Annotated in this window: 17 protein-coding genes; 10 read left to right on the forward strand and 7 right to left on the reverse strand. The window is 74.3% G+C overall.

Features of this window, described 5'->3' with window-relative positions:
* A partial coding sequence (locus IG64_RS18925) for a YceI family protein (RefSeq protein ID WP_037857747.1) occupies positions 1-181 on the forward strand: 181 nt, incomplete at its 5' end.
* Positions 182-279: 98 nt separating this feature from the next.
* On the opposite strand, the gene IG64_RS18930 is transcribed toward IG64_RS18925, so the two are convergent.
* Positions 280-837, reverse strand: a complete 558-nt coding sequence (locus tag IG64_RS18930; RefSeq protein ID WP_107474298.1) for a YcxB family protein — start codon at positions 835-837, stop codon at positions 280-282.
* A 356-nt stretch (positions 838-1193) separates the two neighbouring features.
* Here IG64_RS18930 and IG64_RS18935 point away from each other — a divergent pair, with 356 nt between their 5' ends.
* Positions 1194-1634, forward strand: coding sequence for an ASCH domain-containing protein (locus IG64_RS18935; protein ID WP_037857749.1), 441 nt, complete (start codon positions 1194-1196; stop codon positions 1632-1634).
* A 35-nt stretch (positions 1635-1669) separates the two neighbouring features.
* Here the strand turns inward: IG64_RS18935 and IG64_RS18940 are convergent, their stop codons facing one another.
* The 3 genes from IG64_RS18940 to IG64_RS18950 all read right to left on the reverse strand — a co-directional run bounded on the left by IG64_RS18940 (position 1670) and on the right by IG64_RS18950 (position 5215).
* Entirely contained in the window at positions 1670-3418 is a 1749-nt protein-coding gene (locus IG64_RS18940; RefSeq protein WP_037857752.1) for a M48 family metalloprotease, read from the reverse strand.
* Positions 3415-4020 carry a hypothetical protein gene (locus IG64_RS41200; RefSeq protein ID WP_037857754.1) on the reverse strand — a complete coding sequence of 202 codons (606 nt, stop codon included), beginning with the start codon at positions 4018-4020 and terminating at the stop codon, positions 3415-3417. Before IG64_RS41200 ends, IG64_RS18940 begins: the two co-directional genes overlap by 4 nt.
* A gap of 796 nt (positions 4021-4816) precedes the next feature.
* Positions 4817-5215, reverse strand: coding sequence for a VOC family protein (locus tag IG64_RS18950; RefSeq protein WP_037857758.1), 399 nt, complete (start codon positions 5213-5215; stop codon positions 4817-4819).
* Between the two features lie 168 nt (positions 5216-5383).
* Between IG64_RS18950 and IG64_RS18955 the strand changes: the two genes are divergently transcribed.
* From IG64_RS18955 to IG64_RS18970, 4 genes are all read left to right on the forward strand, one after another.
* A complete protein-coding gene (locus IG64_RS18955; protein ID WP_051813079.1) occupies positions 5384-6055 on the forward strand; it encodes a TetR/AcrR family transcriptional regulator in 672 nt (223 codons plus the stop codon).
* A gap of 524 nt (positions 6056-6579) precedes the next feature.
* Positions 6580-7956: an MBL fold metallo-hydrolase gene (locus tag IG64_RS18960; protein WP_037857760.1), complete on the forward strand. Its 1377-nt coding sequence runs from the start codon at positions 6580-6582 to the stop codon at positions 7954-7956.
* Between the two features lie 185 nt (positions 7957-8141).
* Positions 8142-8504, forward strand: a complete 363-nt coding sequence (locus IG64_RS18965; RefSeq protein ID WP_037857761.1) for a rhodanese-like domain-containing protein — start codon at positions 8142-8144, stop codon at positions 8502-8504.
* Positions 8501-9415, forward strand: a complete 915-nt coding sequence (locus IG64_RS18970) for a sulfite exporter TauE/SafE family protein (RefSeq protein ID WP_037857763.1) — start codon at positions 8501-8503, stop codon at positions 9413-9415. Before IG64_RS18965 ends, IG64_RS18970 begins: the two co-directional genes overlap by 4 nt.
* A gap of 30 nt (positions 9416-9445) precedes the next feature.
* Here the strand turns inward: IG64_RS18970 and IG64_RS18975 are convergent, their stop codons facing one another.
* On the reverse strand, positions 9446-9727 hold the full coding sequence (locus IG64_RS18975; RefSeq protein WP_037857925.1) for a metal-sensitive transcriptional regulator: 282 nt from the start codon (positions 9725-9727) through the stop codon (positions 9446-9448).
* An 80-nt stretch (positions 9728-9807) separates the two neighbouring features.
* Between IG64_RS18975 and IG64_RS18980 the strand changes: the two genes are divergently transcribed.
* The 3 genes from IG64_RS18980 to IG64_RS18990 all read left to right on the forward strand — a co-directional run bounded on the left by IG64_RS18980 (position 9808) and on the right by IG64_RS18990 (position 11932).
* Positions 9808-10383 (forward strand): rhodanese-like domain-containing protein, encoded by a 576-nt coding sequence (locus tag IG64_RS18980; RefSeq protein WP_037857765.1) that lies wholly within the window; start codon positions 9808-9810, stop codon positions 10381-10383.
* A 228-nt stretch (positions 10384-10611) separates the two neighbouring features.
* The gene (gene uppS, locus IG64_RS18985) at positions 10612-11568 is read left to right on the forward strand and encodes a polyprenyl diphosphate synthase (RefSeq protein ID WP_078884090.1); all 957 of its coding nucleotides are present in this window, start codon (positions 10612-10614) and stop codon (positions 11566-11568) included.
* 94 nt (positions 11569-11662) lie between these two features.
* Entirely contained in the window at positions 11663-11932 is a 270-nt protein-coding gene (locus tag IG64_RS18990) for a hypothetical protein (protein ID WP_037857766.1), read from the forward strand.
* 21 nt (positions 11933-11953) lie between these two features.
* Here IG64_RS18990 and IG64_RS37655 read toward each other — a convergent pair whose 3' ends face one another.
* Positions 11954-12952, reverse strand: a complete 999-nt coding sequence (locus IG64_RS37655) for a squalene/phytoene synthase family protein (RefSeq protein WP_078884091.1) — start codon at positions 12950-12952, stop codon at positions 11954-11956.
* A gap of 129 nt (positions 12953-13081) precedes the next feature.
* Here IG64_RS37655 and uppS (IG64_RS19000) point away from each other — a divergent pair, with 129 nt between their 5' ends.
* The gene (gene uppS, locus IG64_RS19000; protein ID WP_078884092.1) at positions 13082-14023 is read left to right on the forward strand and encodes a polyprenyl diphosphate synthase; all 942 of its coding nucleotides are present in this window, start codon (positions 13082-13084) and stop codon (positions 14021-14023) included.
* Between the two features lie 211 nt (positions 14024-14234).
* Here uppS (IG64_RS19000) and IG64_RS38960 read toward each other — a convergent pair whose 3' ends face one another.
* On the reverse strand, positions 14235-15359 hold the full coding sequence (locus IG64_RS38960; RefSeq protein ID WP_037857767.1) for a zinc-binding dehydrogenase: 1125 nt from the start codon (positions 15357-15359) through the stop codon (positions 14235-14237).
* Positions 15360-15473 lie beyond the last annotated feature (114 nt).

The following is a 15473-nucleotide window of genomic DNA, read 5'->3' on the forward strand; positions in this document are numbered from 1 at the left end:
CGGAGCCGACCCCTGGGGCGGCACCCGCGCCGCCTTCCGCGCCACCACCGAACTGCGCCGCGAGGACTTCGCGATGAACTACAACCAGGTCCTCCAGGCAGGCATCGCCGCCATCGGCACCACCCTCAAGGTCGAACTCGACATCCAGGCCGTCCAGGGCAGTTCCCTCCCGGCCGGCTGATTGCCCCGCGCCCGCCCGGGCGAGGCCGCCCGCCCCCCGGGGCCCGCTCGGCACGGCCCAGGGGTGCGGCGCGGGGGCCACGTCCGTGTCCGCGCACGTCAGACGCGGGTGGTGTACCGGTCCAGGAGGGCCCGCAGCCGGTCGACGTCCTGCGCCGTGCTCAGGGCGTGCTTGGGCAGGACCTCCAGGCACATGATGTTGGGGTCCCGGCTGAGCAGGACGAAGTGGCCGCGCGTCTCCCGGTAGCCCCGGAGGACCGACCACTTCTGGATGAGCGTGCTGTGGTCGCTCGTGGCGGTGATCCCGGCCGGCGAGACGGTGGTGCGGTACTCGCCCTGCCATCCGACGAGCCGCTGCACCTGGCCGGCCTGCAGCCGGGGGTAGCCGCCCACGACCAGGACGACGAACAGGAACAGGGCGGTGGAGACCACGTCGGCGCTGCCCCGGTGGATGGTGCCGACCAGCCATTGGCCCACCCACAGCACGAGGAACACGCTGCGGATCACCAGCCCCCACCGCTTGATCCGCGCCCGGACCCGCAGGCCGACCAGGGTGTCGGCGGGCTGCGGGCGGTACACCAGCCGCACCGCCTCCTCCTCCACGACATCGGCGGCGGCTTCCGCGCCGCTGCCGGTGACCGCGCTGTCCTCGGCCATGGGCCCTCCCCCTGTGAGACGATCCGGGGATCCTAGACCAAGATCATGCCCGCCGCGCACAGCGGCTCCCGGCCACCGCCCGCCAGCGGTGACCGCAGGTCAGCGGCGGCCCCGGACCGACGGTGACCGCAGGTCAGCCCTGGCCGTCAGTCAGGAGAGGCGCTCGCGGCGTGCAGGACCTGGTGGGCGTCCGGCGGCAGGCGGACCGTGACCGACTCGCGCGCCATGGACCGGCCCCCCTCGGTGAACCGCGTCCCGGCACGGAAGGCGTCGGCGGGGCGTGCCCCTTCTCCTCGCCTGAGCCGGACCGCGTCCCGAAGGTTGATCGACGGGGGAGCGCTGCGTACGCTCGCCGGATGGCACATGACGACCTTCCGGCCCTCGAACTCGCCTTCCCCGGGCCGGAACGTGACCGCGGTGTGGCGGCGATCGTGAGCGGTCGGAAGACCGCGCTCACGGGCCTCCTGGAGATCTACGAGCACGCCCGGGAGCCGGTGCCGGCGCCCGGTCAGCGATTCTCGGTGCTCGATTCCGAAGGCCGTCCTGCCGTCACGATCGAACTCGTCGACGTGCGCGTCGTCCCCATGAAGGAGATCGACGACGACTTCGCGCTGGCCGAGGGACGCGGTTACTCCGGCGTGGCCGAATGGCGGGCGGCCCACGAGGAGTTCTTCCGGAGCGAGGGCGTGAGCGAGTACCTGGGGCACACCCCGGTCGTCGACGACGACACTCTCGTCGTCGCGGAACGCTTCCGCGTGGTCGAACCCGACGAAACGGCCGGTGACCCGCGGCCGTAGCGCCGCCGTGACCACCGTCCTCGCAGCGGTCCCCCTCAGCCGGCCCCGCCGCCGCCCCGGCCGCGAAGGCGGACCACCGCGGCGGAGGCGAGACCGGCGAGCGGGAAGGCGGCCAGCAGCGCCAGCAGCGTGACCGTCACGGTGCGGCCGGGGAAGAGGGACAGCAGGGGTGCGGCGCCGTGCAGCGACCGCCGCAGGAACTCGCCCGGTGGAAGGCCCAGCGTGTCCACCTCGACCCGCAGGCTGAACGCCCAGGACAGCACCAGCCCGAACACGGTCGCGCCCAGCGACGAACCGAGCAGGGACACGATCCGTGCCGACCGGGAACCCCGCAGCGCCGGCCGCCACGCCAGGGCCGCCAGGGCCGTCCAGAGCACGCACCCACAGCTCAGCAGGGTCAGCAGCCCCCACCACGCGATGCGCGTCGGCAGCGGCAGACGGAATATGTACGGCCCCAGGAAGGCGTCCTGGTCGGTGAGGAGACCCGCGGCCGTCATGCCCGCGCCCGCGGCGACACCGAACAGCTGGGACCTGAGCAGCGGACGCGGGCCGTACCGTGCGAGCAGCGTCCGCCACACACCCAGGGCCACCACGGCACCGGCGGGGACGGCCGCCGCGGGCAGGGCCGTCATGGCCTCCAGGGTGAACGACCGCATGGCCGGGGGCACTCCGAGGTGCGCCAGGCCCAGCGAGACCTTCTTGAGCACCGGGGCCCAGGTGAGACCGATGGTGAGACCCACGGCGAAGCACTGCCACACGCTCGGGGCCAGTGCCACCGCGGGATCGGCGATGGCCCGGCGGCGGGCGGCGGGCAGTGGATGGAAGGCGAGCAGCCGGCGCAACCACGTCCATCCCCACGGCTTCTGACGGTCACTCACCCCGCGCTCGCCGCCGTCCCGCGCCGCCTCGGCGGCCGCGAGCACCGCGAGCAGCGGTTTCCCGCTGCCGTTCCAGTGCGCCGCGCGGACGTCGGCGAACAGCTCCCGTTCGCGCAGGACGGCGTTGTGGTTGAGGAGGACCACGGCCGCGAGGGCGATCAACTGCCCCCAGAAACCGGCCCCGCCCAGCGGTGACCGGTCGACGCCGTCGACCTTGTCGTGGAAGAGGAGCAGGAGGGGCAGCAGCAGAACCCCCACGAACACCCGCCAGAGGATCACCGTGAGGTAGCTGACGTCGAGGTCGCCGCCGCGGACGTGGGCGAGTTCGTGGAGCACGATGGCACGGAACGCGGGCCGGTCGGTCACGGCGAGCGCCAGCAGTCCCCGGTTGAGCACGACGCGGCGGGCCCCCACGTGTCCGAAGGCGAGGCCGCCGATCCCGGGGTTGAGGGGGTCGGCGAGAAACCGCACCCGGACGCCGGCGGTCCGCGCCAGGCGGGAGAGTTCCCGGCTCAGCTCCGGCATCCGGTCGATCCGGACGAGGCCGCGGCGCAGGATGATCACATAGGGCGTGAGCGCGTACAGGAGCAGGCACCCGGCCCCGACCACGACGAGGACGGCCAGCTCCGGCGGGACCGGCAGCGGGTTGGGCGGTATCAGGCACTCGTCGTGGTACGCCATGAACGTGGCGAGTCTGCTGTTCGCGTCCGGTCCCCGTACAGCGGCGAACAGCATCGCCTGGCAGCGGCGCGACGTCATGAGCGGGCTCGGCGGAACGGCGTCGGCCAGCAGGGCGGCGAGGTCGGCGGCGGCCGCCACGACACAGACCGCCATCAGCACGAACCGCGGCCACAGCGCACCGGGCACCGCGAAGGGATCGGCGGCCGCGACGGGCCGCCGGTTCACTCCTGCACCTGCCGGCCCATCGCGAGCCGGCCCACGATGGCCGCCGCCATCAGCTCCGCCTGGGTGTGCTGCACGCCCAGCCGCTTCGCCTCGCGGTAGGCGACATCGCAGATCTCGCGCAACACGGCCTGGTCCAGCGCCACTTCGTCGGTGGGCAGACGGCCGGCCGCCCCGCCCCCGGTCGCGTCCGCCCCGGCGGTCCCGTCACCACCACCCGCCGCGGCGCCTCCCGCCGTGCCGTCGCCCGCTTCGCCCTCGGCGGCCTGGCCGCGCTGACCCGGGCGCAGCTTGTCGAACAGGCGTTTGATCCACTCGCCCAGCACCCCCGACGATTCCTCGCGGGCCGCCTGCACCGTCTGCGCCGCCAGGAAGGTCACGACCGCCTGGGTCGTTCCCAGGGCGGTCATGGTCAGCGCCGACACCGACTCGCCCAGGCCGAAGCCCAGCATGTCGTCGGTCCTCCGGTTCCGGCGGCCCCGCCGTGGCCGCCGGAAGTACACCGCGGCCGTCGTCTCCAGCAGCCAGAGTTCCTCGGGAGCCACCGCCTCGACCGCGCACCGCGCCAGCAGGACGACGTCCTGCCGCCCCCACGTCCGTCCCATCGCACCCCCGGATCCTCGGTCACGGACTGCCGGCGGGACCCGCCCCGCCGGGGGAAGCCCGACGGATCCCGACGGACCCCGACCGATCCCCACGGAACGCAACCGGTCACAACGGAGCCCACCGGAGCAGGAGCCCACCGGAGCAGAACGGATCATCCGACCGCAGTCATAGTGCGGTACGCCGCCGGGACGGCGCAGTCGTTTCACCGAAGACCGACCGGCTCCACGGCGGACCCGAACCCCGTCCGGCCCGGCCCGGCAGGCTTCGTGGGCGCCGGGCGCCGGGCGCCGGGCGCGGGGCTCCGGGCGGCCGCGCGGGAGACTCTCCGCCCACCCCCGCGGCCGGGACGGGCAGTGCGGTCACCCGCTGAGCGGGCGACCAGGGCCGCGGCGCTCGGCGTACAGTCGGCGGCCCGCCGGTCCGGTCCGCTCCGGCCGTACGACACCGGGCACGGCGGCCCGGCCGGCGCGCGAGGGATCCGACCGCAGGCCTGCCCTTGGCCCTGGCCGGGCGCCGACCGGTGCGACCACCTCGCGCCGGGCCCGTTGACCTCGTCCCCGCACCCGGCGGCGAGCGCGGACGCCCGGCGGCTGAGCACGCCGGCGACCTCGGTCCCCGCACCCGGCGCCCGCCTGCGGATACCGCACGCCGTACTGAGACCGGCGGGACTGGGTCCCGGCTCGCCCCTCACAGGGGGCTCCGCCCATGCTGGTCGTACGAGGACGGAGTCGGTGGCGCCGAGCGTGCGGGTGCCGGGGACGGCCGTCAGATTCCCGGCGGTGCTGCGGTGGGCGGTCAGGTGTTCTCGGCGGCGGCGGGGGCGGCCCACTCGACGAACTGGACGATCACGCCGTTGGGGTCGGTGACCTGGAAGAGACGTTCGCCCCAGGGCTCCTCGCGCAGCGGCATGACGATCTCGACGCCCTCCGCGCGCAGCCGCTTCTCCTCCTGTTCGAGGCCGGTGGTGGTGAAGGCGAGGATCAGGCCGGAGGCGTGCTGGTCGCGCTGGTCGGCCGGCAGGACCTCGGTGCCCCGGGCGAGCAGGACGATGTCCACCGCGGCGTCTTCGCGCGACAGCGAGGCGAATCCCTCGGCGGCGGCCTGCTCGACGTAGCCGAGATGGGTGGTGAAGAACCGCTGGGACGCGGCGACGTCGTCGACGGTGAGCGAAACGGTGGACGCGGTGATGTGCAAAGTGCATCTCCTCATCGGTTCGGGGGCGGCGGCGGGACGGGCTCAGGGGCGGACGGATCACGGGGCACACCCGATCTTCGCCCGGGCAAAACTTACGACGGACGTAAACTTATGCCAGTTCACTCGGGAGCGTCAACATAAAAATGCTACGAGGGTAAGATTGCACCCATGACTCCTGCCGCGATCCGCTCCGAAGCCGTCGTGCCTCCTCCTGCTCCCGTCGGTCTGCGGGAGTCAAAGAAGCAGGAGACCCGGCAGCTCATCTCCGACGTGGCCACCGGCTTGTTCCTCGCCCAGGGGTTCGAGCGGACCACCATCGCCGAGATCGCCGCCGCCGCGCGGGTGGCGAAGAAGACGGTGACCAACTACTTCCCGCGCAAGGAGGACCTCGCCCTGGACCACCAGGACGTCTTCGTCGCCTCCCTGGCCGCGACGGTGACCGGCCGTCAGCCCGGTGAGCCGGCCCTGTCGGCCCTGCGCCGTGCCTTCGCCGACGCGGTCGCCGAGGCCGACCCGGTCGCCGGGTTCACCGGCCCCGACTTCGCCCGCATGATCGCCGGCAGTCCGACCCTCTCCGCCCGCCTGCGTGACCTGCACGACCTGCGGGAGGCGGCGCTGGCCGACGCGCTGGCGGACGCCACCGGCGCACCCCGCGGCGACGTCATCCCCCGCACCGCCGCCGCCCTGCTCGGCGCCGTGCACCGCACCCTGTTCCAGCGCATCCAGGAACTCACCCTCACCGGTCAGGACAACGCCCGGATCTCGGCCACCGTCACCGCGGAGGCGGACAGCGCCTTCGGCCTGCTGGAGCCTTCGCTCGCCGCCTACGCCGCAGCCTGAGCCGGACGTCGGCGCCGCACGCCGGCCCCGCGCCGCCCTCGCACCTCGCCCCCCGGGCCCCGGGGCCTGAGAGCGCTCACCGTCCTCACGGCCGGGTGCGGCTCACTCCGGCGGCCTCCTGGGCTGCCTTCTTGCGCCGACCTGCTTTGAGACGCCGGTCAGCCCTCAAGTACCCCGGTACCGACGCGCCTTGAGGGACTGACCGGCCTCCGCGCCGGTCTCTTCGCGGCGCCGGCTCTCTCCCGGTGGGCTGCTCAGCCCCCTCTTCTTGCGGCTGCTTCTGCGGCTGAGGGCATCGCCCGCGTGCCCGCCTCCCTTCCCCCTCCCTCTCCCTCTCCCTCTCCGAGGCTCGCGCCACCGGTGCGGTACCGACCAGCTCCAGTCCTCGGTGGACACCTCCCTGACGCACCTCCCTGCCCGATGCCTCGCCTGTCCCTCACATACCCCCGGGGGTACCACTGTCCCTCTGTTATGGTGGTTCGCAGATACCCCGGGGGGTACTTTCAAGGAGAGGATTCGCAGTCGTGTTCTTCGTCGACACCCTGGAGATCGAGGGCCTGGGAAACCGCAGTTACCTGGCCGGCGGTGCCGGGACCGCGCTGGTGGTGGACCCGCCGCGCGACATAGATCAGGTCATCACCGCAGCCGCCCGGCGCGGGGTGCGCATCGCCCTGGTGGCCGAGACCCACGTGCACAACGACTACGTCAGCGGCGGTCTGGAACTGGCCCGCGTGACCGGGGCCCGCTATCTGGTGCCGGCCCGGGCATCCGTGGCCTTCACCCGCACACCGGTCACCGACGGCGACACGTACGCGGTCGACGACGGTCTGACCGTGCGGGCGATCGCCACTCCCGGTCACACCCCGCACCACACGTCGTACGTCCTCGCGGAGGGCGGCCGAGAGGTCGCGGTGTTCACCGGCGGTTCCCTGCTGATCGGTACCGTGGGCCGCCCGGACCTGGTCGACCCCCGGCTGACCGGACAACTCGCCCGCGCCCAGCACTCCTCCGCGCACCGCCTCGCCGACGAACTGGACGACGAGGTCGCGGTGCTGCCCACCCACGGCTTCGGCAGCTTCTGCTCCGCCGCCCCGGCCGAGGGCGCGTCGACCACGATCGGCGAGGAGCGCACCGGCAATGCCGTGCTGACCCAGGACGTGGACACTTTCGTCGCCGAACTCCTGAGCGGACTGGACGACGTTCCGGCCTACTACGCGCACATGAGCCCGGCCAACGCCGCCGGTCCCGCGCCGGTCGACCTCACCGCGCCGAAGCCCGCGGACGCCGAGGAGATCGCCTCCCGGCTGGCCGCGGGGGAGTGGGTGGTGGACCTGCGCAACCGCGTCGCCTTCGCGCAGGGGCACGTCGCCGGATCCCTCAACTTCGAGGGCGACGGCAAGCTCGCCACCTACCTCGCGTGGCTGATGCCCTGGGGCAAACCGGTCACCCTTCTGGCCGAGACGCCCGAACAGGTCGCCGAGGCGCAGCGCGAGCTGGTCCGGGTCGGCATCGACCGCCCGGCGGCCGCCGCCACCGGCGAGGCGGCCGACTGGATCCGCCCGGGCGAGCGGCTCGCCTCCTTCCCGCGTGCCCGCTTCGCCGACCTCGCCGAGGCGCGCGAGCGCGGCGAGCGGGTGGTGGTGCTGGACGTGCGGCGCGATGCCGAGCGTGCGCGCGGATCCGTCGGCGGATCCGTCCACATCCCGGTCCACGCACTGCCCCACCGCATCGGTGACGTGCCGGACGGAGTGGTGTGGGTGCACTGCGCCGGCGGTACGCGCGCGGCGACCGCCGCGTCGCTGCTCCACGCGGCGGGCCGGGCCGTGGTCGCGATCGACGACGGCTTCGACGCCGCCGCCGAGGCGGGACTGACCGCCCCCGCGCCGGAGAGCACCGGCTGAACGACGTGCCCGCGCCACAGGCACCCAAGTACGACCGCCACAGACACCCAAGTACGACCGCGCCACAGGCACGGCCCACCACTGGCACGGCCCACCGCAGGCACCACAGGCACGGCCCAAGGCGCAGATGTACCGCGCCGCAGCACCAGCACCCGCACCACCCACCCGCACGGAGTGATCAACCCATGTTCCCGTTTCTTCGCCGCGGCCCCGGCCGCCTCACCCCGGAACAGGCCCACGAGCGAACCAGTGACGGACGGGCGGTACTGCTGGATGTCCGCGAGACGCCGGAGTGGGACGCCGGTCACGCGCCGGACGCCCTGCACCTGCCGCTGAGCCGCCTGGCCGCGGTGACCGGTCTCCCGTCAGCGGTACGGGGCAGGACGGTCGTCGCCGTCTGCCGCTCCGGCCGCCGCTCCCGGCGGGCCGCCGAAATACTCGCGGCCAGGGGCGTGGACGCCACGGACGTCACCGGTGGCATGACCGCGTGGGCCCGAGCGGGCCTGCCGGTCGTCGACGGCGGCGGCAACAGCGGTGTCGTGGCGTGAGCGCGCTGGTCCCGGCCCTGGCCGCCGGCGCGGTGGTCGGACTCACGCTGGGCGCGCTCGGCGGAGGCGGCAGCGTCCTGGCGGTGCCCGCGCTGATCTACCTGCTCGGCTTCACCCCGGCCGCCGCCACCACCGCGAGCCTGATCATCGTCGCCGCCACCTCGCTCAGCGCCCTGTACGCCCATGCCCGTACCGGCAGCGTGCGGTGGAGGGCCGGCGCCCTCTTCGCGGCGGCCGGACTCCTGCCCGCCGCTGCGGCCGGCGCCGTCGCCGCACGGCTCCCCCAGCCGGTACTGACCGCGGCGTTCGCCCTCGTCGCCGCCCTCGCCGCCGTGCGCATGCTCCGCCCCGCCCGGACGACCGCCCCCGCAAAGTCCGCCCCCGCTACGACCACCTCCGCAACGACCGCCGCAGGGGCGGCTGTTGCCCGGACGGCCCCCGCCCGGACGGCCCCCGAACATACGGCCACCGCCCGCACGACGGCGGCACGGACGACCGTCGAGCGCACGCCGGCGGTACGGGGGAGCGCCGAGCGTACGCCGGCGGTGCGGCCGGCGAGGGTCGCGGGTGCCGGGGCGGGGCTGGGCGCGCTGACCGGACTGCTCGGGGTCGGCGGCGGCTTCCTCGCCGTGCCCACCCTGGTCACGGTGCTGGCGTTCGAGATGCCGTCCGCCGTCGGCACCAGTCTGCTGGTCATCTCGGCCGACTCCGTGGCCTCGCTCGCCACCCGCGGCACCACCACGGCCGGTCTCGACTGGGCGGTGATCGCACCGTTCACCGGGGCCGCGATCCTCGGCGCCTGGGACGGCAGACGTCTGGCCGCCAAGGTCACCGGCGCCCTGCTGCGGCGGACCTTCGCCGTCCTGCTCCTCGCCGTGGCCGCGTTCATGCTCCTCGACGCCCTCACCTGACAGCCGCCGCAGCGGCGCGGCACCGCTTCGTCAGGCCAGCGACAGGAACAGCTTCTCCAGCCGGGCACGCATCTGCTCCCGGTCCTCCGAAGCCGCCATGTCCGCATCGGTCAGGCAGTGCTGCAGCCCGGTGGCGATGATGGCGAAACCCGCCCTGTCCAGCGCACGGGAGGCGGCGGCCAGTTGCGTGACCACGTCCTCGCAGTCCCGCCCCTCCTCGATCATCCGGATCACCCCGGCGATCTGGCCCTGCGCCCGGCGCAGCCGGTTGACCACCGTCTTCAGTTCCTCGGCCGCCATCGCCAGTTCCACCACGAGCCACACCCTTTCCTCATACCCCTGCGGGTATTCTACCGAAAGGGTGGACCCCAGAAGAGCAAAGGAAAGCCCCCATGGCATCCCCCACCGCCCCCACCGCCCTCAGCGCCGCCGAGGCGCACGCCCGCCTGCGGGAGCTGACGGTCATCGACGTCCGCACGCCCGGCGAGTACGCCTCCGGTCACCTGCCCGGCGCGCACAACGTCCCCCTCGACCGCCTGGAGCAGGCCCTGCCCGCCCTGAGGACGGCCGCCGAGCGCCGAGACCTCCTCGTCGTGTGCGCTTCCGGCGCCCGGTCCGCGACCGCCGCCCAGCGCCTCTTGGCGCAGGGCGTGCCCGCCGCCACCCTCACCGGCGGCACCGGCGCCTGGCAGCGACTCGGTCACGACCTCCACCGTCCCGCCGGCGCCCGCACCCCCTGGGCCATGGACCGCCAGGTCCGCCTCGCCGCCGGTTCGCTCATCCTGACCGACCTGCTGGCCGCGCGAGGCCGGCGCAGGGCCCGCCTGCTCTCCGCGGGCGTGGCCGCCGGCCTGGTCCTCTCCGCCGTGACCGACACCTGCGGCATGGCGAAGATCCTCGCCAGGCTCCCGCACAACCGGCCCCGGGCCACCGACCTCGACGCCACGCTCGCCGCCCTCACCGGCTGACACCCGCGGTCCTCCCCCCGCCGCCCCGGCGCGCGCCGGAGCGCACCGCCCCCGGACCACGGGACCGGCGCGCCGCCCGCCGGAGCCGGGGCGGCAGGGGGAGCGGGGGGTGTTCAGGCGGTGCGCGGCAGCGTCCGGGTGCGCCCAGTGGCAGGGATACGGCAGCCCGCGCCTGGGCATGCACTCTGCGAACTCGCTTGGTCGCACTACGTGTTCAGTGGAGGGTGAATGACACCCGGGGCTTCCGTCAGGCACCTCGCCTGCATCATGGACGGCAACGGCCGCTGGGCCCAGAACCGCGGACTGGACCGTACCCACGGCCATATGGCCGCCCACCACGCCTTCGACGCGATCGTGGACGGAGCCCTGGGCGAAGGCGTGGAGTGGCTGACGCTCTTCGCCTTCTCCACCGAGAACTGGGCACGCCCGGAAGAAGAGGTCACCTTCCTGGTGCACTTCCTCGCCGAACGCGTGATCAAGCGGAGCGTGTCGCGCATGCACCAACGCGGTGTACGCCTTCGCCTGCTGGGCTGGGAGGACCCCCGCATCCCCGTCGACGTGATGGACCGGCTGCGCGAAGCAGAGGAACTCACCCGGCGGAACACCACACTGCACCTCACCCTGGCGTTCAACTACGGGGGACGCCGGGACCTGTGCGAGACCGCGCGTTCCCTGGTCTCCCAGGGCGTCACGCCCGAGAGGATCAGCCCCGACACCTTCGCCCGGCACATGGCCCTGCCCGAACTGCCCGACGTCGACCTGCTCCTGCGCACCGGCGGCGAGCACCGGATCTCGAACTTCCTGCTGTGGCACTGCGCCTACGCCGAACTCGTCTTCCTCGACGTGCTGTGGCCCGACTTCCGCGCCCCGCACTTCCAGCACGCCCTGGAGCTGTACCGGCAGCGCCAGCGCCGCTTCGGCGCCGTGGGCCCCGCCACCGCGCCAGGCCCGGACCACCCGGCGGACGACGGGACCGCCTGGCCCGGCGCCGACGGCCGCACCGTCCTTCCCGCCGTCGCCGCCCAGCCCGGCCGGACCGGCCGGGCCGGGCTGCTCGGTCTGCCCACGACGATCGCCTCGCACCTCGGCGCCAGCCTGCTGAACGGCCTGAAGGAGACCGCCCGCTTCGCGCTGCTGCAATTCTCCGACGACCACGGGCAGACCCACGGACCGGAGCCATGGTGAGGCCGCTTCCCGGTCTGCTCACCCTTCCCGGGACCGATCTGCTGCGGGTCCGCGCCCCCCGTGCCGGCCTGAAGCCGGGCGGGGCACCCCCGCGGTGCGGTCCCTGCCGGCCCGCACCTGCGGCAAGGCCCGTGCGGTCCTGGACGCCGCGCAGGAGGCCGCCGACGACGCGGATCCGGCGGTCCGGACGCTCAGCCGCTGCACGCTGACGGTCCCCTGCCAGGCCATGGGCGTTCTCGGACGCCAGGGCGCCGGCCTGCTCCGCGCCGGTCTCTGCGGCACCGCCGGCCCACCACCGCCTACCACCGCCCACCGGGGCCAGGGCGCCGTGCGGGCCGTCCAGCACATCCTCGATCCGGCCTGACCCTTGCTCCGCGCCCGGCTCCTACGCCGCCGGCCGTCCCGGCGTACCCGTGGAGACGGCCAGGTGCAGCCGTCCGTGCAGGACGCGCAGCAGACCGTCGAGGAGCGGGCCGGCACAGAGGCGCAGCGGGAGGGAGACGGGGTGGCGGGTCAGCAAGGCGCCGCGGCGTTCCACGGTGTTCATCACCTGGTGCTGGAAGACCAGTCCGGGCCGGTAGAGCAGTTGGTACTCCGGACCCTGCCGGGCGAAGGCCTCCTCCGCCGCGGTCAGAGCGGCGCGGGCCTCGCGGCAGGCGTGGGCCAGCAGGGTCCGCACCCCGGGCGTGTCACGCCCGGCTTCCAGGTCGGTCCGGGTGACGCCGAAGCGGACCAGATCCGCCAGCGGCAGGGTGAGCTTCCCGTCGCGCAGGTCCTTGGCGAGGTCGGCGAGGTCGTCCGTGCGCTGGACGGCCTCGGCGTGCGCGCGGGCCGCGGGGGCGGGCGGCTGGGGGGCGTCGGGCAGCACCGCGGCATGGATCAGGCGGGTGAGCGGCATGTTGATGCGCTCGATGTACTGCCGGTAGTCCTCCTGGGTCGGGTACTCGGTGTAGGTGATCTGCTGGGCCTGGCCCGCCAGCAGGGTGTGCACGTCCGCGTGGGGCAGCCCGCGCGCGGCCACGGTGTGCAGGAAGGCCCGCAGGAACGGCTGCCCGGCCCGGCCGGTGACCAGCCCCCGCCGCACCTGATCGTTCCAGTCGTACAGCGGTCCGGGGTCACGCTCGGCGACCGGCGCGTCGGCCAGGCTGTCGCCGTGCAGGCCGAAGGCGACGACGGCGAGCAGGTACGGCTGCCAGGCGGCGGGCATGAAGAGCCGGGTGGGCGCGTACCACAGGGGGAAACGGCGCATCGCCGTACCGGCCGCCGCCGTGTAGTCGTCCCGGAGCCGGGAGCCGCGCAGGCCGGCGGCGTTCAGCACGTGTCCCCAAGGGGTGAGCCCGTGGGAACGGGCGATCCGGGACAACGGCTCCCAAGGCGTCGGCATGACAGGCTCCCTCCCCGCGCCGCGTGCCGCACACACGGAGGCGCTCGTGGAACGGGTGGCGCGAGCACCACCCGGGTAGGTCACTTCGCAGCATCGATCACTCACGGAACGTGTTCACTTGGAGGGTGGATGCCCACGAACGCCCCTCGGCATGTGGCCTGCGTCATGGACGGCAACGGCCGCTGGGCCCGGCAGCGGGGACTGGCCGCCGCGCACGGGGACCTCGCCGCCGCCCACGCCGCCGGAGCACTGTTCGAGGCCGCCGAGGAGGAGGGCATCGAATGGCTGACTCTCCTGATCCCCGCCGACAGGCCCGCGGCGCCCGCGGAGCAGGGCGCCGGCTGCCCGCCGCACCTCCTCACGCAGCACATCCTCGGCACAGCCCTGGAACGCCTGCACGACGAGGGCGTACGCGTACGTCTCCTGGGCGCCGCCGGCCCCGGTCCCGCGGCGGAGATCCGCCTGCGGCTGCGGGAGGCGGAAGAGCTGACCCGGCGCAACACGCGGCGCAACCTGACGATCGCCCTCGACGACGGCGGCCGGAAGGACATCCTGGACGCGGCACGCGAGCTGGTCCGCCGCCGTGTCCCGGCCGACCAGGTGACGGAGGACTCCTTCCCCCGGTACATGCGGCACCCGGAGCTGCCCGACGTCGACCTGTGCGTCCGCACCGGGGGCGACCACCGGCTCCCGAGCCTCCTGCTGTGGCACTGCGCCGACGCCGAACTCGTCTTCCTCGACGTGCCCTGGCCGGACTTCCGTCCCGACCATCTGCGCTACGCACTGACCCTCTACCGGCAACGCCGCCTCGGCCGGGCCCCCGCCGGCCAGAGTGCCGCCGAGGCCGCCCGCGGTCCCGGCGCGCCCCCCGCCGGCCCCGCCCTGCGCCCCGGCCCCGACCCGCGGACCGGTCCCGGTTCCCGCACCGGCGAAGACCTGCTGTCCAAGCTGCTCCACCTCCCCCGCGCCCTCGCCGGCCGCCTGGGGCTCGTCCTGCTCGACGGACTTGAGGAGACCAGGCGCCACGCCCCTTCCGAGACCACCAACCACGCTCGGCCGCACCGCTCCTGACACCGCGCCAGGCCTGTCGTCACCTTTCGTCGTCTCCCGGAGGACGGCCCCGCGGTGTCCGGTGCGTGCTCCCGGCGCGCCGGGCGCAAGTCCTCGTACCGGGTGGGCGTGCCCGGGCTTTCGTCCGGTGCGGCGGTAGGGCGTGCCGGGCACCCCGGGGCAGGCGGGAAGGTGACGACAGGACCTGGGGGCCGGGGGAGCCGCGCGGGGGCTACGGCGTCAGCACGATCCTGCCGAAGACCTCACCGGCGTCCATCTTCCGGTGCGCGAGCGCGGCTTCGTCCAGGGGCAACAGTTCGTGCACCACCGCTTCGATCTCGCCGCGGGCGGCCGAGGCGAACAACTCGCCGCGCGCGGCACGCAGGTCGGCCTGGGGGACCGTGGCCGCGCTGAAGGCGGCGAAGGAAATCGACTTCTGGAACGCTGTCATGATCCTCGTGCCGAAGTCGGCGGGCGGCCGGCCTCCGACCGCGCCCACGGCCACCATGCGGCCGTTGGGGTTGAGCCGGTCGAAGAACGACGGCATGTCCTTGCCCGCCACCACGTCGATGATGACGTCGTACCCCTCCGAAGCCGCTGCCGCCGCCCGAGCCGCTGCCGCCCCCTGAGCAACTGTCCCCTCCGGACCCGCCGCATCTTCCTGGTCCGCCGCTCCCTCCGGAGCCCCCGCCCCCTCCGGGGTCACCGCTCCCTCCCGAGCCCCCGCCCCGTCCGAAGCCCCCGCCCTCTCCCGCACATCTGCCCCGCTCTCGCCGGAACGGTCCAGCACGAGGGTCGCGCCGAGTCGCCGCAGGCGTTCGCCCCGCTCCGCCGACGAGGTCGTGACCGCCACCGCGGCGGCGCCGGCCCGGGCCGCGAGCTGGACGGTCATGATCCCGATGCTGCCGGCCGCGCCGCGCACGAGGACCCTCTCGCCGGGTGCGAAGTGAGCGTGCCGCAGCCCGAAGCGGGCCACCGCTCCCGCACTGCCGAGGGTCACTGCCGCAGCGGAGGACAGACCGGCGGGCAGGGGGAGAACCTGCTCGGCCGGCGCGAGGGCCCGCTCGACGTAGCCTCCGCCGGTACCGGTGAAACCCCAGACCCGCCTGCCGATCCACGACGCGTCCACGCCGGCACCGACCGCGGTGACGGTGCCCGCCACCTCGCCGCCGGGGATGTGCCCCTCCGCGAAGCCGTAGGAGGCCAGCGCACCGCTCCGGATCAAGGTGTCGACGCCGCCCACGCCCACCGCCTCGGTGGCGATCACCACCTGCCCGGCGGCAGGCACGGGCTCGGGCAGCTCGACCACGGACAGCCCCTCGGGGCCGCCGAACGTCCGGATCTCGATCGCCTTCAAGGTCAACTCCCTGTTCCCGGACCGCCCGGCGCGGTCCGTCTCCAGCGCCCGCCGGCAGTCCTCGCCCCGGCTGCGGCGCGCGGAAGCCGCCCGGCACCCGAGCCGGACGAGCCG

Origin of the sequence: Streptomyces sp. NRRL S-340 (assembly GCF_000720185.1) — a bacterium.
Lineage (GTDB): Bacteria > Actinomycetota > Actinomycetes > Streptomycetales > Streptomycetaceae > Streptomyces.